Here is an 18,539-nt window from a genome sequence, read left to right as displayed (position 1 = left end):
CTGCCTTCATTCTTTTTCTATTCTGTGGGATGTAATAAACTCTTTGATTTTTTTGACCTGATAGCCTTGGGCTAACTGGCGCAGCTCAACAGCAAAGGACACAAATTTCTGATCCAATTTCTCTATGTGCTCAGTGCGCTTCACAATTCCTTTCACGTTGCCTCTCATCGCCAGTTCAAGTAGGAGTTCAATTTCTCCTGGCGGGGGAGCAACTACAAATTTCGATTCAGAAAGTAATTTAGCATCAGAGTAAAAGGGAATAGTGCTAATTTTTTCACTTTTTTGTTCGTCATATATCCATTCAAGTTTTAAATACTTTTGCAACATCTCAAATAGCTCTTCTGCCTGCACTGGTTTACCGAGAAAATCGTTAGCTCCCCCCTCCAAACTTTTATGTTGATCGGTAGCAAATACACTGGCAGATGAAGCAATGATTGCCACGTCTTTATAGTGTGACAAGCTTCGGATACGGCGCATCATCTCAAAGCCATCTAATACTGGCATCACCAAGTCAGTGATAATCAGATCAAACTTACACTCTTCTATTTTTTCTAAACCTTCTTGACCGTTTTTAGCTTCGGTTACTTCAAAGCCGATGGGTTCCAGGAGATTGACAATGACCGAGAGGTTTTCCCATTTGTCATCCACAACCAAAACTTTCTGCTTTCTACCTTGGTAGCCAACCAGCTTTCTTTGCTTGGCAATCGTGGCTGTATTTGCCCAGTCTGCCGCTTCCCATAAATCCAAATCTAGCCAAAAAACACTGCCTGTTCGTGACTGACTGTTTACTTGAATGGTACTACCCATCATTTCGACAATTTTCTGGCTAATTGTTAAACCTAGTCCGGTTCCTTCCGCCTGACGTTTGCTCTCTCCTACCTGTTCAAAAGGCAAAAATATTTTTTTTAATTGTTCTGGTGTCATACCAACGCCAGTATCTTCTATTTGAAACCGAATTTTGTGAATTGGTGAGGCTGGCTTTTGGTCATTGCTTTGTACCTTTTCCTCTGTCCCCTTTTCTAGATGTTCTATCTTAAAAGTCACCCCTCCACCGTCGGTAAATTTAATTGCATTGCTCAGTAAGTTAATGAGTACCTGTCGCAAGCGTTTTTCGTCAGCGTGGATGCCAGCAGGCAGGTCAGAACTGGGTTGATAAACAAAAGCAATTCCTTTTTGTTCGGCTCGGATGCGGCAGATTTCTGCGACTCCCTGTAAAAAGGAAGGAAAATGGAAATCTTTCGCGTACAGTTCCAATTTCTGGGCTTCAATTTTAGCGAGGTCTAAGATGTCATTGATCAGGGTTAGCAGGTGGGAGCCACACTGGTGAATAATACTGATGCCTTGGAGTTCCTTCGGAGCCATCGTTTTTGAGCGTTCTAGGATTTGAGCGTATCCTAAAATTCCATTGAGTGGTGTTCTCAATTCGTGACTCATATTCGCTAAAAATTCACTTTTAGCTTGGTTGGCAGTATCAGCGATTTGTTTGGCTTCCGTGAGTTGGGCGGTGCGTTCTTTTACTCGAATTTCTAGCTCGGAATTGGTCTTGGCTAGCGCCTCAAAGGATTCGCGCAACTGTTGTGCCATAAGGTTGAAAGACTGCCCCAGAACTTCTAGTTCTTCTACGCCTTTTACCTGCACATTTTTCTCTAAGTCGCCACTGGCGATCGCCCTAGAAGCTGCGCTCAAACGGAGAATCGGGCTGGTAATCCAGCGGGCGGTTAAGATTCCCAAAACGGTAGCTAGGGCCAAGGCTCCGAAACACAACAAAATGGTAGTCTGGGTATTGGCGTTAATTTGATCCATGAAATCGCTTTCAGGAACTACGACGACGATCAGCCAGTCCAATCCTCGGCTATCCTGAAATGGCATAACTTGGAGGAATTCCCGCTGGCCGGCGATCGTAAAATCCAATTGCTGAGAGCTATTAATTTTAGTGAGGTCGCCAAAGCGTTCTTTTAAATGCGCTGTTGTCAGCCGAATTAAATCATCTGTGCTATCTAAAGCATTCAGGCGATCGAGCGTGTCTTTATTGGTGATAAATGGTTCTTTGAGAGTTGAACTGGCTACTAGGAGTCCCGAACGTTCCATAATGAATGTCTGTCCCGAACGACCGATGTTTAAGCTGTGCAGGAAGTCACTGAGGAAAGAAATCAGAAAATTAGCAACGAATACCCCGCGCAGCTCGCCACTTTCGTCATAAACTGGATGTCCGGTAGGAAGCGAGAGTGTTTTCTGACCTATAAGCGAAAAAATTTCGCTCCATGTGGGCTTGCCTAAGCGTACACTGTCTTTATACCATGAACGGCTGAGTATATTGTAGTTGCGGGAGACTGTTAAGAGCTTCGTTTGATTGCCTTTGCTATCAGATTCATAAATATGAAGTTCATTCCGATGCTCTTTGTCTGCTATTTTAAAAACTACTTTGCCATTCTCTTGGCGTTCAATGGCAATGAATTCTCCAGTTTTACTAGCAAAACCCATATTGGGCAGAGAAGGAAAGGCTTGAATTTGCTCCCACAAATAGCGTTCCGTACTCTCCAATTCGTCGGGATTTAAGTACCCTAGTCGAAGGGCATTGGCATTTAGTTGATTGACGCGAGGGGCTGTGTCTAGGTATGTGTTGAGCTGCTGCTGGATGCGGGCCGTAATTTCACTCCGCAACTGGCTGGCCACTTCGTTGACTGCTTTTTGCCCGTTGCGTAAGGATAGCCAGCCTGTCAGCCCGACGGCGACAAATATTTGCAGAACGAATGGGAATACTAAAATTAGGCGCAGGGACACCTTTTTTTTAAAACGGTTTGACAGGAAAGTGGTTGCAGAGGTCTGTGACATTGATTGGTGTTACTCCTGGGGTAACGAGTTGGCTGAAAAATCTCAGGGGAGAAGAGTGAAATGAGGCTGAGGAAATATATATTGAAAAGCAATCTATAATAGTTAGTGAAAAGTTTGAAACAGTAACTTGCTTAAAGAAGAATGGCTACTTACGTATTTTTTGTGGTATGGGTATAATAATATCTGACTAAATATACTGACGCGCCTTATTTTTTTATAGAATTGGTAAATTATTTTAGCCTTTAGAAAACCAGTTAGCAATCATATCTAATAGATTACTTGGTTTAGAGCTATGTGTAGTAGTTTTTAACTTTACTTTACAGAGGGTCTCTAAAAAGTAGAATGTCATCAAACTTACATATATATTGATATAATATACGTCTAAAAAAATTGACCTTTCTCGCTAAAAACATGACACCCCAGGCCGCTGAGAAGCCTAACGGCGGTCTAACTCACTACCGCGCTGAAGATGTGATGCACAACCCTGCAGATGACTCTGGTAGAGAATGCCGATCGCACATGAAACTTTACAATCCCAGCAAGTTTCATGTGCAGGAGTTACAGCAGGGTAATTGCTAATTGCTAATTGCTAATTGGGGACGAAAAAAATCAGTAAAGCGGTGGAGACTTGCCCTAACGCGGGGCTATCCGTTGCAGTTCTTTGGCTTGTTCTAAAATTTTCTCGAAGTCTTCTTCGCTCAACCGCTGAATGTAGTTGATTTTGAACTCTTCTAGGAAGTCGCACAGCAGCAGTTGTATTTCTTGCCAGGTTTGCTGCTGTTGCAGTTCGGTTCCTAAAGCTTGCCCGAAATGTTGAACTAGCTGACTGGAGAGTTTGATGCTTATGGGGTCTTCGCTGGCGATTTTGAAGGCTTCGTAGGCATCTTGGGGGCCGAGGGTGGCTAATTTTGAGAGTTCTGCAACTAATTGCTGTGCTAGCTGTTCGGGCAGGTTTCCCAGGCCGGGTACTTGCTTCCATCCTTGATAGAGGGGGGATTGTTTGAGGAAGCTTTCAATATTGTACCGGAGGAGGGCTTCTAGGTCTGGCTGGAGTTGGGGAAGGACTTTGTAGACGGTTATTTGCACTAGATGGGTGGCGATCGCTTCTATTTCATTGATATTGTTGATGTCTAGATAGCGCTGTTTTGGGGATTTAAAAAGTTGACGAGCGAGTTCGCCTGTGGTAATTGATTGTTGCATCTGGTTGATGAGTTGAATTACTACAACTTCGGTCAATTCTTGGGCGAAGTTGGCGACGAAACCTCGGCTGATTTGGGTGCGTATGGGTTGGAGATCCGGCATTTTGGCTTGGTGGATGCGAATTGTGACGGGTAATATTCGCAACAGGCGCCAGAATGGGAGCAGCAGGAAGATGTCGTACCATCGCCAGAGCATGGCTGCTCGCCAAGTAACGCTGCGGTGGCGGCGGCTGATCAAGTAGGTACGGGCTAGAAATTCGATCGCGAATATGGCAATGAATGGCAGGTCGATTAGCCAGAAGTTATCGGTGAATTCACCGTTTTCTCCGATCGCGCGGTAATAGTTGGTGGCGATTAATGGCTGGATTTTGGAGTCAAACCACTGGATTTCTTTTTGCCAGCCTTGTTTGTTTAAATAGTCTTGGCTCCAGAATCTTTGGAATGATTGTTTAGCGGAGTCTTGCGGATTCGGGACGCGATCGCGCATCCGGTCTTTTATTTTTTCTAGGGTGCCACTTTTTGATGCTACTCGAAAGGGATCTTCGTCGATCATTTTCGCGCTCAGATTGTTTATTTCCTGCAATTTGGCTGCTACTTGGGGAGAGGGCAACCCTGTTTGCACTACTTGAATTTTTAATTCTTCTAAGGTTTCCAGATATTGCTGGGTGTCTCGGTGGGGTTTAATTCCTTTAAATGGATCGTATACTTGAGTTATAACTGGCAGTTGCCGGAGGTAGAAATCACGTCCGGGCACGTAAGTTATGTCAAATAATACTAGGCTTAAATTTCCTAGGGCGACCAGTGCCATGAACCGCTCGAACCAAGGTACTTGTTGTGATTTTTTGCGGGAGTTTGGAGTTTGAGAAGGCTGTAGTTTTAGTGTCACTGGCGATTCCTAATTAAGTAGACCGATCGAATTAGATGTAACTGGTAATAGCTGAAAAAATGGAACAGGGAAAACTGGCTAATTGTCTTGTCGCGCTCGGATTGCGATCGCGGAAGCTAGTCTTTATTTTAACGTGCGTTTGTTGGGGGTTTTTGGATTGTTGATTCCGCCTGGTTAGGTAATAATTTATGCTGCTAAAATATTAAAGCCGATCGAAGTTGACGGAAGCTGTGGCTCCCGTTAGTGTGCTTCTCTCTGGTAATAAAATTATATCTCAGGCAGAATCCTCAGTTTTTTTGGCGTTGCAGAACTAACGCGGCTGGTAATAAATTACTATTTCTGTTTGTTCTGGTGGCTCTTTGACCGCGAAATCAAATGTATTGCACGCAGTGGAGTCTAAGGTTAGATGAGGACTTCGAGTTTGAGGTCAAACCCTCAAGAGAGTTATACTTGCTCAGGGGCAGTCTGGTGAAAGCGCCCCCTCTGATCGCGAGGGTGGCTGTCGCCTCCGTAAGGTTCGAGGTCTCGCCTCTACAAAAACCAGCTCGCGATCGGACTCTTGAATAATATAAAACCCTGAGTATAATTTTGTTCGCATTTTTTTAATATATGACATACTGCCTTAATCTCGATTGCCCAAGAGACAAGCGTCAGAACCCACCAGGCACAAAGTATTGTCTTAATTGTGGTTCAAAGCTGCTACTAAAAGACCTTTATTCAGCAACTGAACCGCTACGCGATGGGGGATTTGGCAGGACTTTCCGAGCTGTTAATCATGGAAAATTTGAGGAATTGTGCGTGATCAAACAGTTGTCGCCCCCTCAAGAGTTTCAGCGGAAGCCCGGTCATTTTAAAAAATATGTTCGATTGTTTGAACAAGAGGCAAGGCGGTTATACGAACTGAAGCACCCGCAAATTCCTCAGTTAATTTCTTATTTTGAGGAAGATGGGCGCTTGTATTTGGTGCAAGAGTTTATTGATGGCAATAATTTAAAGGATGAGTTAGATAAGTACGGTGCTTATAGCGAAATTAAAACTTGCGAACTGCTGTTAGATTTGTTACCTTTATTGAAATTTGTTCACGACCGAAATGTAATTCACCGCGATATTAAGCCTGAGAATGTGATCCGCAGATCTCGCGATCGTAAGTTAGTGCTGATAGATTTTGGGGTTTCTAAACAGGTAGTAGCTGCTGCTCCCACCAAAACTGGAACGAAGTTGGGAACTCCTGGCTACGCGGCTCTAGAACAGCGTCACGGTAGGGCTGTTCCTGCTAGCGACCTTTATAGTTTGGGGGTGACTTGCATTCGCTTGCTGACTTCTGTTATGCCTTATCTGGATATCTACGGGGACATTCACGATGACCTTTACGATCCGCTTGAAGGCCGGTGGCTTTGGAGGGAGGCTTTGCCAAAAGGAACACAAATTAGCGAGGATTTAGGTCAGGTTTTGGATAAGTTGATTCAGGAATATGTTAAAGATCGCTACAAATCGGCTGTGGAAGTTTTAGATGCTTTAAAACCTCCTGTTGTTGTTGTCCCCATGCTGGAAAAGTCGCAGCAGGCAACTGTCATTAGTCCTTCGGTTCCGACTCAACCGGTGACTGATACTCCGCTAGTTTCTGTGAATTTAGAGTCCGAAAAAGGTATTGATTATTCTCACTTGGCAAGGCTGCTGGCTGCTAAAAATTGGCGTGGTGCTGATGAGGAAACTTCTGTGAAAATGCTGGAGGTGATGCAGCAAAATTCACGGGGTTATTTGAGTGAGGAAGATATTAGGAAGTTTCCAGCTAAGGATTTGCAGACTATCGATCAACTTTGGGTGCGGCACAGTCACCGCAGATTCGGTTTTTCTGTGCAAAAGGGTTTGTGGCTCAAGTTGGGGGGAAAGCCTGGTGTTTATGATGCTACAGTTTGGGAGAAGTTTGGCGATCGAGTGGGCTGGCGGGTTAACAGCCAGTGGGTATACTATTCGGAGCTGAATTTTACTTCAAAAGCAAAGCCTGGACATTTGCCGGGGGGGACTGTTTTTGGGTGGGAAGGCGGGGTTTTGTGCGGTGTTTTGGGTTTAGGTGGGATCTGGTTTCTGCTGTCGCGGCGGGATTTGTAGAAGGAAGGTAGAAGGTAGAAGGCAGAATTTATTAGTCAGGCTGCACCCCAAGCGAAGTCGAAGTTTTAGTCATGAAAGAGTTTGAGTTGCGAATTAAAGAGTTAACAAGTTTTGAGTTTAATCATCTGTTATGTAGAAAATAGCTCTAAAAAAAGCGAAAAATAAGATATAATCACAAACCATTTTTTTTGTGCTATGTTCTTAGAGAAGGGCAAGTTTGCAAAGTCAAAAGCCAGTCCTCGGCGGTGGCCAACCATGAGGACTGGCTTTGGCTCCAATTTACCAAGGAGATTTATTTAGTATGTTGCAAGAAAAACGTCTCAAGCCGTGGACTATAGTTCGCTCGCTTCCAAATGTGGAAAAGGTGGTTGTGGGTGAGTTTCGCAGTTGGTCTGATGCAGACGGTCATTTGAAAATTCTCAAGCGGATGGTGCCGGCGGATCGATTGAGTGTTGTTTTCGATCCGGTAGTTCAAGCGTAACGTCGCTGGTAAATTGATCAGCGTGCGATCGCTCTTTGAGCTAAGCGATCGCCTCTTTTTTCACATAAGCTAATCCGCATTTAAATTGCATAGTAAAATAAATTTTTCCTCTTGTGGGGTGGGCATCATGCCCGCCCTCAACATACAAATTAAATGCACAACAGCTTACGGTTTTTTTGCATAAAAAATGCGATCGCTAAACAGGCGATCGCAACTTGAATCATTGTCGTTAACTGCGGCGAATTTCAGTAATTTGGTCGGCAACATCCAAAATTCTTTGGGGCATGGATGGCCCGGTAAAAATCATATCCAAATGATGCGGCTTGTTGTCAATCAATGCCACCACTTCGGCTTCGGGAATCAAGCCAAAATTCACCGCTAAACTCAATTCATCGAGAATAACTAAGGAATAACGACCTTCGCGCACCGCCTTTTGAACATACTGCCACAATTGTTCGATCGATCGCGTCTCCAGCTCATCTAAATCGGCATTCTCAATGCAGCGTGACAAATCGCAGCGCACCCAATCTAAATTTTGCCCCAGCCGCACCGGATGCTGATGCCCTTGATTAATTCCCCCTTTGAGGAACTGCACCGCTAGCACGGGAGCTCCCTGTCCTGCAATTCTGAGGGCCTGAGCCATGACACTGGTAAAAAAGCAGCGGTGCGGGCCTGTAAAAACTTGCACCAGCCCTTGAACTGTGTAGGGCAAGCTGTGGGTTAAATTGAGTTTAGGGGTTTGTAACTGAGCAACCATAGGGCAATATTTAATCAGCAACTAAGTCTTGAGTGCAGCTCCGACCTTGGCGTGGCTGAAGCCTGCTTGACAATATATAGTGTACGGGGCCGAGTGCACATCGGATCGAACACTAGATATACAAGTTCTCAAAAGCTCGCGGCAGTGGCATTCGCAGTCGTTTGTTCGATTTTTGAACTCAATTAGCACTTAGGCAGAAACGGGGTTTTTTAGGAAAATACGGCGTGGATCTTGACATTTATACAGTTATAGGATGAAAAACCAAGATGATGAGAGTCTTGCGGCTTCCAGGGCTTTTCAGAAAAGGTACACACATCGCGTAAAATTTGAATGTCGCGGCACTAGGAGCAGGGACTTTGAGAGTGGTGATTCTGGGAGGGCCAGGAGCGGGAAAGGGAACTCAGGCTGAACTACTGTGCAGCAATTTGAGCCTTCCTTTGCTGGCTGTGGGGGACATTCTAAGGGAGGCGATCGCAGAAGACACAGATTTAGGCAAGCTGGCGGCGTCTTATGTCGAAAAAGGGGAATTAGTTCCCGACGCAACTATGATTGAATTCTTTCGCCGCCGACTGCTGCTGTGGGATGTCTTTAATGGCTGGATATTGGAGGGCTATCCGCGAACTGCTTTTCAAGCTGAGGAGTTGGATTTTTTATTAGAGGAGTTGGCGCAGGAGCTAGATTGGGCAGTTTGGCTGAAAGTGCCGATCGATGTTTTGCTGAGCAGGTCGATCGAGCGCGATCGATCAGATGATCATCCTGAAATTTTACAGCGTCGGCTCGATTTGTTCCACGAACGCACTATTCCTCTTTTAGAGTATTACGAACACCGCAACAAACTGTTAACTATTGATGGTGATAAATCCCCAGAACAAGTCCAGCAGGATATTCTAAAAATTGTCAGTAGTTCAGTAGTCAGTAGTCAGTAGTCAGTAGTCAGTAGTCAGTAGGAAGAATTACGAATCCCCGATACTTCGGCTACGCGATCGTACAACTGTTTCAATGCCCAATGCCCCATGCCCCATGCCCAATTACTAATTAGCTTATGTCTTTCCAACGTCCCGATGGCAGACAACCAAATCAAATTCGTCCGATTAGTTTCGATCGACAGTTTACCAAATTTGCTAGCGGTTCTGTACTCGCAAAAAGTGGCGATACTCAGGTACTTTGCAGCGTTACAATCAAGCCGGGAGTGCCTAGGTTTCTGGAGAATACCGGACAAGGTTGGCTGACAGCGGAATACCGAATGTTGCCGGGATCTACACCGCAGCGACAAGAGCGGGAATTTATGAAATTATCGGGACGGACTCAAGAGATTCAGCGGTTGATTGGGCGCAGTTTGCGATCGTGCTTGGATATGCAACTATTGGGAGAACGCACAATACTTGTCGATGCGGATGTTTTGCAAGCGGACGCTGGGACTCGCACAACTTCAATTACTGGCGGGTTTGTGGCTGTGGCTGATGCTTTGAATAAGTTGGTACAAAAAGGTGATTTGGTGCGATCGCCCATTATTCGTCAAGTGGCGGCCGTGTCTGTGGGACTTTTGGAAGGTGAGCCGTTTTTAGATTTGAATTATCTTGAAGATGTGGCGGCTGAAATTGATTGTAATGTGGTCATGAATGGAGATTTGAATATCATCGAAATTCAGGGAACTGCGGAAGAAGGAAGTTTCAGCCGGAGTCAGTTAAATCAAATTTTGGATGTGGCAGAAACCGGGATTCAGGAATTGTTGGAGGCTCAGCGGCAAGCTTTAGTGGAGTAGGACTTACGCATGGGAGTCAAGAAACCGGGTTTTTACGATAAAACTTCGTTTCAGTCAGTAGATTTCGTAAAAAAAACCGGGTTTCTTTGGTGCAAGTGCGACATTAAGCCCTTTTTGGGACACGTCAATGCCCATTGATTGGTGTCAACTTAATCTGAAATATCACTTAACCCCAAATACCGCCAGGGGTTTAAACCTCTGGCGGTATTTGGGGTTTGACGTTAAGTTGACACAAATTGGCCCGGCGCCGTGTCCTATATATAATAATTGCGGTGCAACCGGAAACGATATCAAGCGATCGTGTGGTGGCGGACTCGGCATAAAAAATAGTGAAAATGGCGATCGCACTCGGAACTTGCTTGCTGGCGGGCGATCGACTTTTCCCGAAAAATCATTGATATCCAACCAATCACTAATCACTAATCACTAATCACCAATCACCAAGGACTCCCAATCATCACAAAAGCCGACCAATAATAAGGATGCGACAACTTTAAATCCGCAAACCCTTGCAGCGAAGCCGGCAACTCCACCCCCTCACCCCGACTCAAACCCCGCAATCGGCCACCCTCCAAACGCACATCTCCCCGCAACATCGCAATTTGCGCTTGTCGCAGCGCCGCCCCCTTAATTCGCGCCGTCTTCAACTGCTGGTAAAACTCACTCATCAATCCCAAAGTACCTTCATCACTCACGTACCACAAACTCCCCAAAGCCGTTTGCACCCCCGCTTGCAGCGCCAAACCCCCAAAACCCAACTCCGCCTGTGCATCTCCCACCGCAGTCCGACAAGCACTTAAAACTAACATATTCACCTGCGGATCATTCAATCTCAAATCCCGCAATTCATCCAGTCGCAGCCGACTATTCCACAACTGAATAAAAGAATTATTTGGTACTCCAGGTCGAAATTCGCCGTGAGTAGCTAAGTGAATAACCCCAAAAGGTCGGCTTTGATGCTGTCGCTTCAAATTCTCCAAAGTGAAACCCTCATTTAGAAAACTCACTCCGGGCCACTCTCTAGAAATAGCTGCTATTTCAGCAGGAACCGCAGGCAAAGGATTCAACTCGGAAAATTCCGAGGCACCCATTGCTAAAACTTGAGTATTTCTGAGATCTACGTAGCGAGTATCGGTTAAATTAATGCTGGGCATCAGGCTGAGATTGTACTTTTCCACCAAAAATTGCTGTCCGTCGTGCAAAGCAGCAAAGGGCATACCTCTCAAACCTCGATCGACAACAAAGGAAATAGTATCCGTTTCGCAGCTTTTTAAACTGTCCTCTAAAGGCGCAATCATCCACTTATAAAGCTGTTGGGAAGATGGTAGATAACTCGTAGTAGCCCGGACTCCCGGTTTGGTAATCTCACCCCTGAACTCATTTACAACTTTCAGAAGTTCTTGTCGGTTCGCTGACGGCACACTTTTGTGAACCACTTCCCCGCAAGAAGTTATCAGCATTAAATTTAATTCTTCGGGCTGCGAGAACAGATAAATTAAGCTTGGTTTCGTGCCGGTTTGTGCGCCTACCGATGCTAACTTTTTTTGAATTTCCTCTGGTGATACCAACTCGTCGCTGATGTTGATGCCTAAATATTCCCCGAATTCTTGGCTGAAAGATTTGTCCAGCAGAGACAAAGCTGCCGATATTTTGCCGGCCTCCAAATTCCTGCCGATGTCGCCGCGAAATGCTGACTGAATAACAGAATCTCTGATTTTTGAATCGATGAAATTTCTGATTCCTCTGGGAAATTGCATTCTTTCGGGCGGCATCCTGTCTCCGGGTTTTCCTATATCCCGCGATATTCTATTTTGGTTCTGTCGCTGTTGACGGCTAAAGGGTTGGTTGGTATCGGGGAAAAGCGATCGCCCTCGATTTAATGGAAATCTATCTCTTGGTGATATTGGGGGCGAATTGGGGTTATTGGGATTGATGGGATTGTCGGGATTGAGGGGATTATTCGGATTGTCGGGATTGATGGGATTATTCGGATTGTCGGGATTGAGGGGATTATTCGGATTGATGGGATTGAGGGGATTATTCGGATTGATGGGATTGAGGGGATTATTCGGATTGTCGGGATTGATGGGATTATTGGGATTGTCGGGATTAGTTGGTTGGTTGGTAGTGACGATCGCACTATTGCCTTGAGTGTAAGAATTGATGAACGATCGCCCTTGAGTAATCGTACCCAAAGCATTGCTGGCGATCGCCGCAGAAGTACCATTAGTCGTCGCATCTCCCACCGCAAAAGGTATCGGCGGATTGACATCACCGCCGCCGTGGCGGATCGTAACTGTACCCGGTTGAGTGTCGCCAAGAGTCGAGATGCTAACAGGAGTGCGGTTTTGGCCAAAAGTACCCGTCACTCGAACTAAACCCGGAGTTCCGATCTCAACATTACCGCCCGGAGCATTTATGGATGCAACGCTGATATCATTTTGAGCGTTAAGATTTACTGTAGAAGTGCGATCTGCCCTAACAACAGGATTAACATTTATTTGTCCAATTCTGATTTCGTTTGCGGCTAAAATACTCACAATTTCCGCAGCATTTATATTGCCAGTGCTGACACTTCCCCTACTGCTATTAACATCAACAGCGACTCCCTGCAAATTCCCCGTATTCACATTGTCTAACGCTCTGAAAGTGATATTTTCTGTTGCAGTGATGTTGGTCATTTGCAGATTCCCGCTAGTGCTATTGACATTCACTCTCTCTCCCTGCAAATTTCCGGAACTTACATTACCAGAAGCTGTTACATTAATATTCCCAGTGGCTGTGGTATTTGCAGTTTGAATTGTTCCAGAGTTACTATTGACGTTCACTTCCACTCCCTGCAAATTTCCGGAAGTTACATCGCCAGAAGCTGTTACATTAATGTTCCCAAGGGATGTAGTATTGCCGATCGCAATTTTTCCCCCATCGCTATTGACATCAACTGATCCTCCTAGCAAATTCACTGCATTTAAGTCGCTGGATGCTCTCAAAGCAATAGTGCCAGTGCCAGCATCGATCGATAGAACTCTAATATTAGTTTGGGCATCCAAATTTACTGTAGGAATGCGATTGCTTCCGTCTGTGCTGGTGGTAGGATTTACATTAATTGTCCCTGCTGTAATTTGCTGTCCTGCCAAAAGTCTGACATCTCCATTCGTAGCGATCGCACCCGTATTGACACTCCCATTGGTGCTAGCACTGACAGTCGCAGCGGTGAGATTGCCTACCGTTAAGTCTCTAAAAGCTGTCAAATTGATATTCTCAGTTGCTGTGATATTGACTGGTGTAGTATTAGGCACAATGGTATTGGCATCAGTCAAAACTCCCAATTCACCGGAGTTACTGGTAATATCAACATTAGACCCCTGCAAAGTCCCAAAATTCACATTGCCAAAAGCTCTGAGTACGATCGACCCGGAAGTCCCAGTATCGATCGAGCCTGTTACTATATTGCCTCGAACAGTATTCAGACTAATACTGCCGTTGATATCAGCACGAGTAATGTCATTTGTCAATATAATATTGTCATTAGCTTGAATATCAATTGTCGAACTAGACGTTAATCTGCCCCCAACTAGCACTCCTGCTTCCCTGCTTTCGAGATTTATTTGACCGCCATTAATATCTCTAGTTGTGATACTTCCCGGCGCTGACAAAATTACCGGCCCGCCAGCCGAAATATTTTCAACAGAAATCAAATTGCTTGATAAAAGTGGACTTGTAAATATTGAATCTTCACCTAAACTGTTACTAACAGGATTTAGCAAATTTGCCACTCCAGCCCGCAGAATTAAGGCCGGACTGCTGGTTAAAATAGCAATATCTGGATCACCACTCACATTTTCCCTACCCAATGCAATATCGGGGCCGGTAATTGTAATATCCTCCGCAATAATGCTCCCCTGCGCCTCGACTTTCAGCGAAACTCCGGTATAATCTCCAAAGAAAACATCTCCTTCCGAACTGATAATCGGGTCAAATAAACTGACAAAGTTTCCCGGCATTCCCGACAAATTGCGAATCGAAAAATTGCCACCCGAAACAAAGTGGGCATCCCCCGAAATAACACCGTTGCTAACCAAACTCAAATTGCCGGCGCTTTGGAATTGCGGGGGAAGAGATAAGCCGCCGATCGCATTTTGAGTGAGAATATCAATAGTGCGAGATCCCTGAATGTATAAATTCCCCCCAGCCTGCGCCAAAAAAGGATTCTGGGCGCTGTCCCTGACCCGCACCGCATCCCCACCCAGCAAACTCAAATCCCCCGTAGTTTGCAGCCTAGTGCCCGCTAACGTGAGATTTTCCGCAGCCCATAAATTCGCACTTCCCGCATTCAACTGCGGCAGCCCAGACACATTAGCAGCAATCGCCACATCCCCAGAATTCACCTGCAAACCAGAATCCACAAGCCGCACAGAACCGTCATCAGCAACCGCAACACCCGCCGCCTGATTTTGCCCAGTACCTGTCAGCAACTGCGGCAAAGAAACAGGATTCAAAGTCTGTGGAGAAATACCAAAATTTCCGCCCGTTGCTATTTCCAAACTCAACAAATGCCCCGGTTGACTAATGCGGAGTACCTGATCTCCCCCAACAGCAGCAACAGTAATTTTCCCGCCCGCCGCCGACAACTGTCCGGTACTAACAACCGTACCGCCAAGCAAAGCCAAATTTTGCCCAGGAGTCACCGATAAATTGCCAGCATTAACAATACTTCCCGGTACACCCGGACTAAAATAAAAAGCATTTGGCGTACCAACCAAGGCGCTAAAATTATTTGTACCCGCAGCATTAAACCAATTTGAACCAAAACCGACACCATTCGCAGTAGTTGCAGTAAAAGCCGCCGGCACATTCAAACTCGCGTTCGGGCCAAACACAATCCCCGCAGGATTTATTAGAAAAAGATTAGAATTGCCGCCCGTCACAGTAATTAAACCGTTAATTAGCGAAGCGTCCCCGCCAGCAATTCGAGCTAATATATTCTGAATAGCCGAATTAGTCAGAAAATTAGCAATTTGACCTTGATTCAAGCCAAACTGCCCAAAACTGTGAAAAAGATTCGCGCCGTCTCCCGACAAACTGCCACCGTTGATATCGTAGCGGTTGCCGCTGGGGGTGACAACAGTACCCGTACCGTCAGCAGCAGGCACTATCGGCTGTGCTTGCGCGAAAGTATTAAAAATTAACAAAGAAAACGGACAAATAAATAGCCCGACCTTTTTAATCTTTAAGTTGGCATTTTTCATAGCAGCAAGTAAAACTATCCTAATTGCCTTAATTATCGCACTTGCAAACAACTTACCTCTAAATGACAAATTAATTCGCTCATGACAACTCCCAAAATCAAAAGCCTCTACACAGACGGCGCTTGTTCCGGCAACCCAGGCCCAGGCGGCTGGGGTGCAGTAGTTTGTTTCGCCGACGGCAATTGTCACGAACTCGGGGGTGGAGACCCCCAAACTACTAACAACCGCATGGAAATGCAGGCAGCAGTCGCTGCGCTGGAATTTTTTGCCAATTCCGGTCAAACCGAACCAGTCACCGTTTACACCGACAGCGAATACGTTAAAAACGGCATCACTAAATGGATACAAGGCTGGAAAAATAAAGGCTGGAAAACCTCAACGGGCAAAGATGTTGTCAACCAAGACCTTTGGCATCTGCTAGACAAGCTGAATTCCCGGCACATCAAGTGGGAACACGTCCGCGGCCACTCCGGCGACTTCTACAACGACAGATGCGATGAAATCGCCCGCAGCTTCTCGCACAATCTCACTCCCCAACTGCAACAGCAGAAACCAACGGGAGACGAGGCCGGGGCGGGCACGGGGGCATCGCCCCTACACTTTGAAAACACAATTGTTTCGGAAGAAACGGACGCAACTGGTAACAAAACGATAGAATCCTATGTCATAACTTCTGACCTTCCGATCTCCAACTCTACCATGATGGATTCAACTGCCGATACCCTGGAGAACTTGCCCCGCGAGGTGAGGGTTCAAGACCTCCGCAATCTGATCGAAACGTTGCACATCGCCGACGAGGTTGCTACGAAAGGCTACTTGATTACCAGTTCTGAACTGGCTGATTTGATGGATGTAAATGCCAGCGCTGTCACCAGTCGCGGAGACAACTGGGTTTGGCGAAATTGGGTAGTGTCGCGGGTGCGGCGCGAAGGCAACCAAATTCTCTGGCAATTAGAGAGAATCGACCACGTTAGTACAACTGATTAGTGGTTAGTCATGAGTTATTGGTTGATTAATGACTGATGACTAATGACTGTCTCAAAGCAAAATTTGGCAAAGTTCCGTAGGGACACAACATGAGTTGTGTCCTTTTAGTCATCAGTTGAGTAAACAGATTACTTAACATCAGTCCCAGTTAAAAGAAAGAATCCAACTGTCTGTAAGCCCGTGCTCAAAACCCTCATAAAATCAGTGATTTCCCATCTAAAATCTCAAATTGCAAATCGAAAATAGCATGAGTATCAGCTTGCGAACAGTCACTGCTACCAGATATGTCACTCCCTTGCGCGAGGGCGGGTCGCTACCCGCGATTGTCGAAGCAGATGATGATGGTATGTACGTGCTCAAATTTCGCGGTGCCGGCCAGGGAGCCAAATCTCTGATCGCCGAGCTAGTGGCGGGAGAGATTGCTCGCGCCTCCGGGCTGCCAATCCCCGAACTCGTCTTTGTTGAACTCGATCCCGAACTGGCTCGCACTGAGCCTGACCCGGAAATTCAAGATTTGATCCGAGCAAGTGCTGGCCTCAACCTAGCCCTTGACTATCTCCCCGGTTCCATCACATTTGACCCGATCGCGGGGAAGTCCGAAGCGGATTTGGCCTCAGAAATCGTCTGGTTCGATGCTTTTGTGACCAACATCGATCGCACCCCGCGCAATGCAAATATGCTGGTATGGCACCGCCGGCTTTGGCTGATCGATCACGGTGCAGCCCTCTACTTCCACCACACTTGGAAAGATTATCTCTCGCGCAGCCGCGATCGTTTTCCGCCAATCAAAGACCACGTTCTGCTGCGTTTTGCCAGTACGCTGGAAGCGGCCAATTCAAAGATGACTCAAAGGCTAACCCCGGACATCATTCGCAACATTGTTAAACTAATTCCTGATACTTGGCTGGTGGGAGATTCTCCTTTCAGCGATAGCAACCAACATCGCAATGCTTATATCGAGTACCTGCTAAATCGGCTAGAATCACCACATATTTTTTTGGAGGAAGCGATTAGTGCCCGATCGATTTCTTTATGATTATGCGATTATCCGCGTCGTTCCCAAAGTTGAACGCGAGGAGTTTATCAACGTGGGGGCGATCGTTTCCTGCGGTACGAAAAAATTCCTCGAAGCCCGTATCGAAATTGATGAACAGCGCTTGATGGCGATCGACTCAACGTTGGATCTGGAAATGATTCGCAATCACCTAGCAGTCATTCCCATCATTTGTGCAGGCGGCAAGGAATCTGGCGCGATCGGTCAACTTCCCCACAGAGATCGCTTTCACTGGCTCGTAGCACCCCGCAGCACGATCGTTCAGACATCGCGGGTACACACTGGTTTTTGCCACAGTCTACCGGGTGCGATCGAACACTTGCTCGATACAATGGTGCGATCGTCAAGTCGATTTTAGATTTTAGATTCTAGATTTTAGATTTACTCATTTTAGCTAAAGATGAGAACGCCAGAGCAAAAGTCCTGACTGGTAATATCAAATCTGTTAGCATCGGAATTATTCCTATCTCTTTTCTCGACAAGAGCGTGAATCCGCGTCTATCCATTGTCATCTGCGGTTATTCTCTTTTTTTAACCGCAGATACAGGCAGATAAACACAGATTAACGCAGATGAGTGGACGATGCTAACGGATTTGATATAACTTTTCTAAAGTCTTAACCGCAGTTTCGCAAGGTAGAAAGATGATTCAAATTGAACCGACAAATATGACTTTCCCCCTCTGGGGTTTAGCAATTTTCATCCTGTGGACGATCGCAGTCGTTATCCTCTTGCTAGCAGTCAGGATTCGGCATCTATCTGCGGGCGGATCTGTAAAAGATTTTGGCACACAAAACGACGACAGTTTGCTGTGGCGACTATTTCGAGTACAATCCAACTTGATAGAAAACCTGCCTTTGTATTTGGGAGTTGTTTTTCTTCTAACAGTTAGGGATGTTTCAGGAACAGCAGTAGATGTGCTGATTGTTGTGTACATTCTATTTCGGCTTTTACATTCAGGGATTCACATCGCTGGCCTCGATCCAAAGTTTCGGTTGTTCAGCTTAGTAATTCAGTTAAGCTGTTTGGTCGCGTTAACTATTATGGCAGTTTTGTAGGTGAGAAATTACACGGCACATATATAGTAGGGTGCGTCAGGGGCAAACCCTAATCGTTTCTTACACAGCGTAAGTCAGACGCACCTTACAACTGTACTTTAGACTAAATAAAGATGAGAACGGTGGCTTTGAGAAGAACTAAAGCCACCGCGCCGGGAGAGAATAA

Annotated in this window: 13 protein-coding genes; 9 read left to right on the top strand and 4 right to left on the bottom strand. The window is 45.8% G+C overall.

All coding sequences use genetic code 11. The features are described 5' to 3' along the window. Window positions 1–6: 6 nt before the first annotated feature. A complete protein-coding gene (locus Q5691_RS05890; RefSeq protein ID WP_333213023.1) occupies window positions 7–2,832 on the bottom strand; it encodes an ATP-binding protein in 2,826 nt (941 codons plus the stop codon). 411 nt (window positions 2,833–3,243) lie between these two features. Between Q5691_RS05890 and Q5691_RS05885 the strand changes: the two genes are divergently transcribed. Beyond that, window positions 3,244–3,411, top strand: a complete 168-nt coding sequence (locus Q5691_RS05885; RefSeq protein WP_333344152.1) for a hypothetical protein — start codon at window positions 3,244–3,246, stop codon at window positions 3,409–3,411. Between the two features lie 54 nt (window positions 3,412–3,465). Here the strand turns inward: Q5691_RS05885 and Q5691_RS05880 are convergent, their stop codons facing one another. After that, window positions 3,466–4,917, bottom strand: coding sequence for a hypothetical protein (locus Q5691_RS05880; RefSeq protein ID WP_333344150.1), 1,452 nt, complete (start codon window positions 4,915–4,917; stop codon window positions 3,466–3,468). Window positions 4,918–5,526: 609 nt separating this feature from the next. Between Q5691_RS05880 and Q5691_RS05875 the strand changes: the two genes are divergently transcribed. Beyond that, window positions 5,527–7,026 (top strand): GUN4 domain-containing protein, encoded by a 1,500-nt coding sequence (locus tag Q5691_RS05875; RefSeq protein WP_333082456.1) that lies wholly within the window; start codon window positions 5,527–5,529, stop codon window positions 7,024–7,026. Between the two features lie 268 nt (window positions 7,027–7,294). Next, window positions 7,295–7,507 (top strand): hypothetical protein, encoded by a 213-nt coding sequence (locus Q5691_RS05870; RefSeq protein WP_333213026.1) that lies wholly within the window; start codon window positions 7,295–7,297, stop codon window positions 7,505–7,507. A gap of 229 nt (window positions 7,508–7,736) precedes the next feature. Here Q5691_RS05870 and Q5691_RS05865 read toward each other — a convergent pair whose 3' ends face one another. After that, window positions 7,737–8,264, bottom strand: a complete 528-nt coding sequence (locus Q5691_RS05865) for a P-loop NTPase family protein (protein ID WP_333312016.1) — start codon at window positions 8,262–8,264, stop codon at window positions 7,737–7,739. Window positions 8,265–8,620: 356 nt separating this feature from the next. Here Q5691_RS05865 and Q5691_RS05860 point away from each other — a divergent pair, with 356 nt between their 5' ends. Both Q5691_RS05860 and rph read left to right on the top strand, forming a co-directional pair. Then, window positions 8,621–9,190, top strand: coding sequence for a nucleoside monophosphate kinase (locus Q5691_RS05860; RefSeq protein ID WP_333344192.1), 570 nt, complete (start codon window positions 8,621–8,623; stop codon window positions 9,188–9,190). Window positions 9,191–9,306: 116 nt separating this feature from the next. Further along, a complete protein-coding gene (rph, locus tag Q5691_RS05855; protein ID WP_333152318.1) occupies window positions 9,307–10,026 on the top strand; it encodes a ribonuclease PH in 720 nt (239 codons plus the stop codon). A gap of 437 nt (window positions 10,027–10,463) precedes the next feature. Here rph and Q5691_RS05850 read toward each other — a convergent pair whose 3' ends face one another. After that, a complete protein-coding gene (locus Q5691_RS05850; RefSeq protein WP_333344149.1) occupies window positions 10,464–15,275 on the bottom strand; it encodes a CHAT domain-containing protein in 4,812 nt (1,603 codons plus the stop codon). A gap of 81 nt (window positions 15,276–15,356) precedes the next feature. On the opposite strand from Q5691_RS05850, the gene rnhA reads away from it, so the two are divergent. The 4 genes from rnhA (at window position 15,357) to Q5691_RS05830 (ending at window position 18,373) form a co-directional block, all read left to right on the top strand. Then, a complete protein-coding gene (gene rnhA / locus Q5691_RS05845; protein WP_333213029.1) occupies window positions 15,357–16,262 on the top strand; it encodes a ribonuclease HI in 906 nt (301 codons plus the stop codon). A gap of 247 nt (window positions 16,263–16,509) precedes the next feature. Continuing rightward, on the top strand, window positions 16,510–17,298 hold the full coding sequence (locus Q5691_RS05840) for a HipA family kinase (protein ID WP_333312019.1): 789 nt from the start codon (window positions 16,510–16,512) through the stop codon (window positions 17,296–17,298). Beyond that, on the top strand, window positions 17,276–17,674 hold the full coding sequence (locus Q5691_RS05835; protein WP_333344148.1) for a DUF3037 domain-containing protein: 399 nt from the start codon (window positions 17,276–17,278) through the stop codon (window positions 17,672–17,674). Before Q5691_RS05840 ends, Q5691_RS05835 begins: the two co-directional genes overlap by 23 nt. 285 nt (window positions 17,675–17,959) lie before the next feature. After that, complete coding sequence (locus Q5691_RS05830) at window positions 17,960–18,373, top strand: MAPEG family protein (RefSeq protein WP_333312021.1); 414 nt, start codon at window positions 17,960–17,962, stop codon at window positions 18,371–18,373. Window positions 18,374–18,539: the final 166 nt, after the last annotated feature.

Source organism: Microcoleus sp. w1-18aA5 (assembly GCF_036701705.1).
Classification (GTDB): Bacteria; Cyanobacteriota; Cyanobacteriia; order Cyanobacteriales; family Microcoleaceae; genus Microcoleus.
The sequence above is the reverse complement of the archived record's forward strand: the minus strand, read 5'-3'. Positions and strand labels throughout refer to the sequence as shown.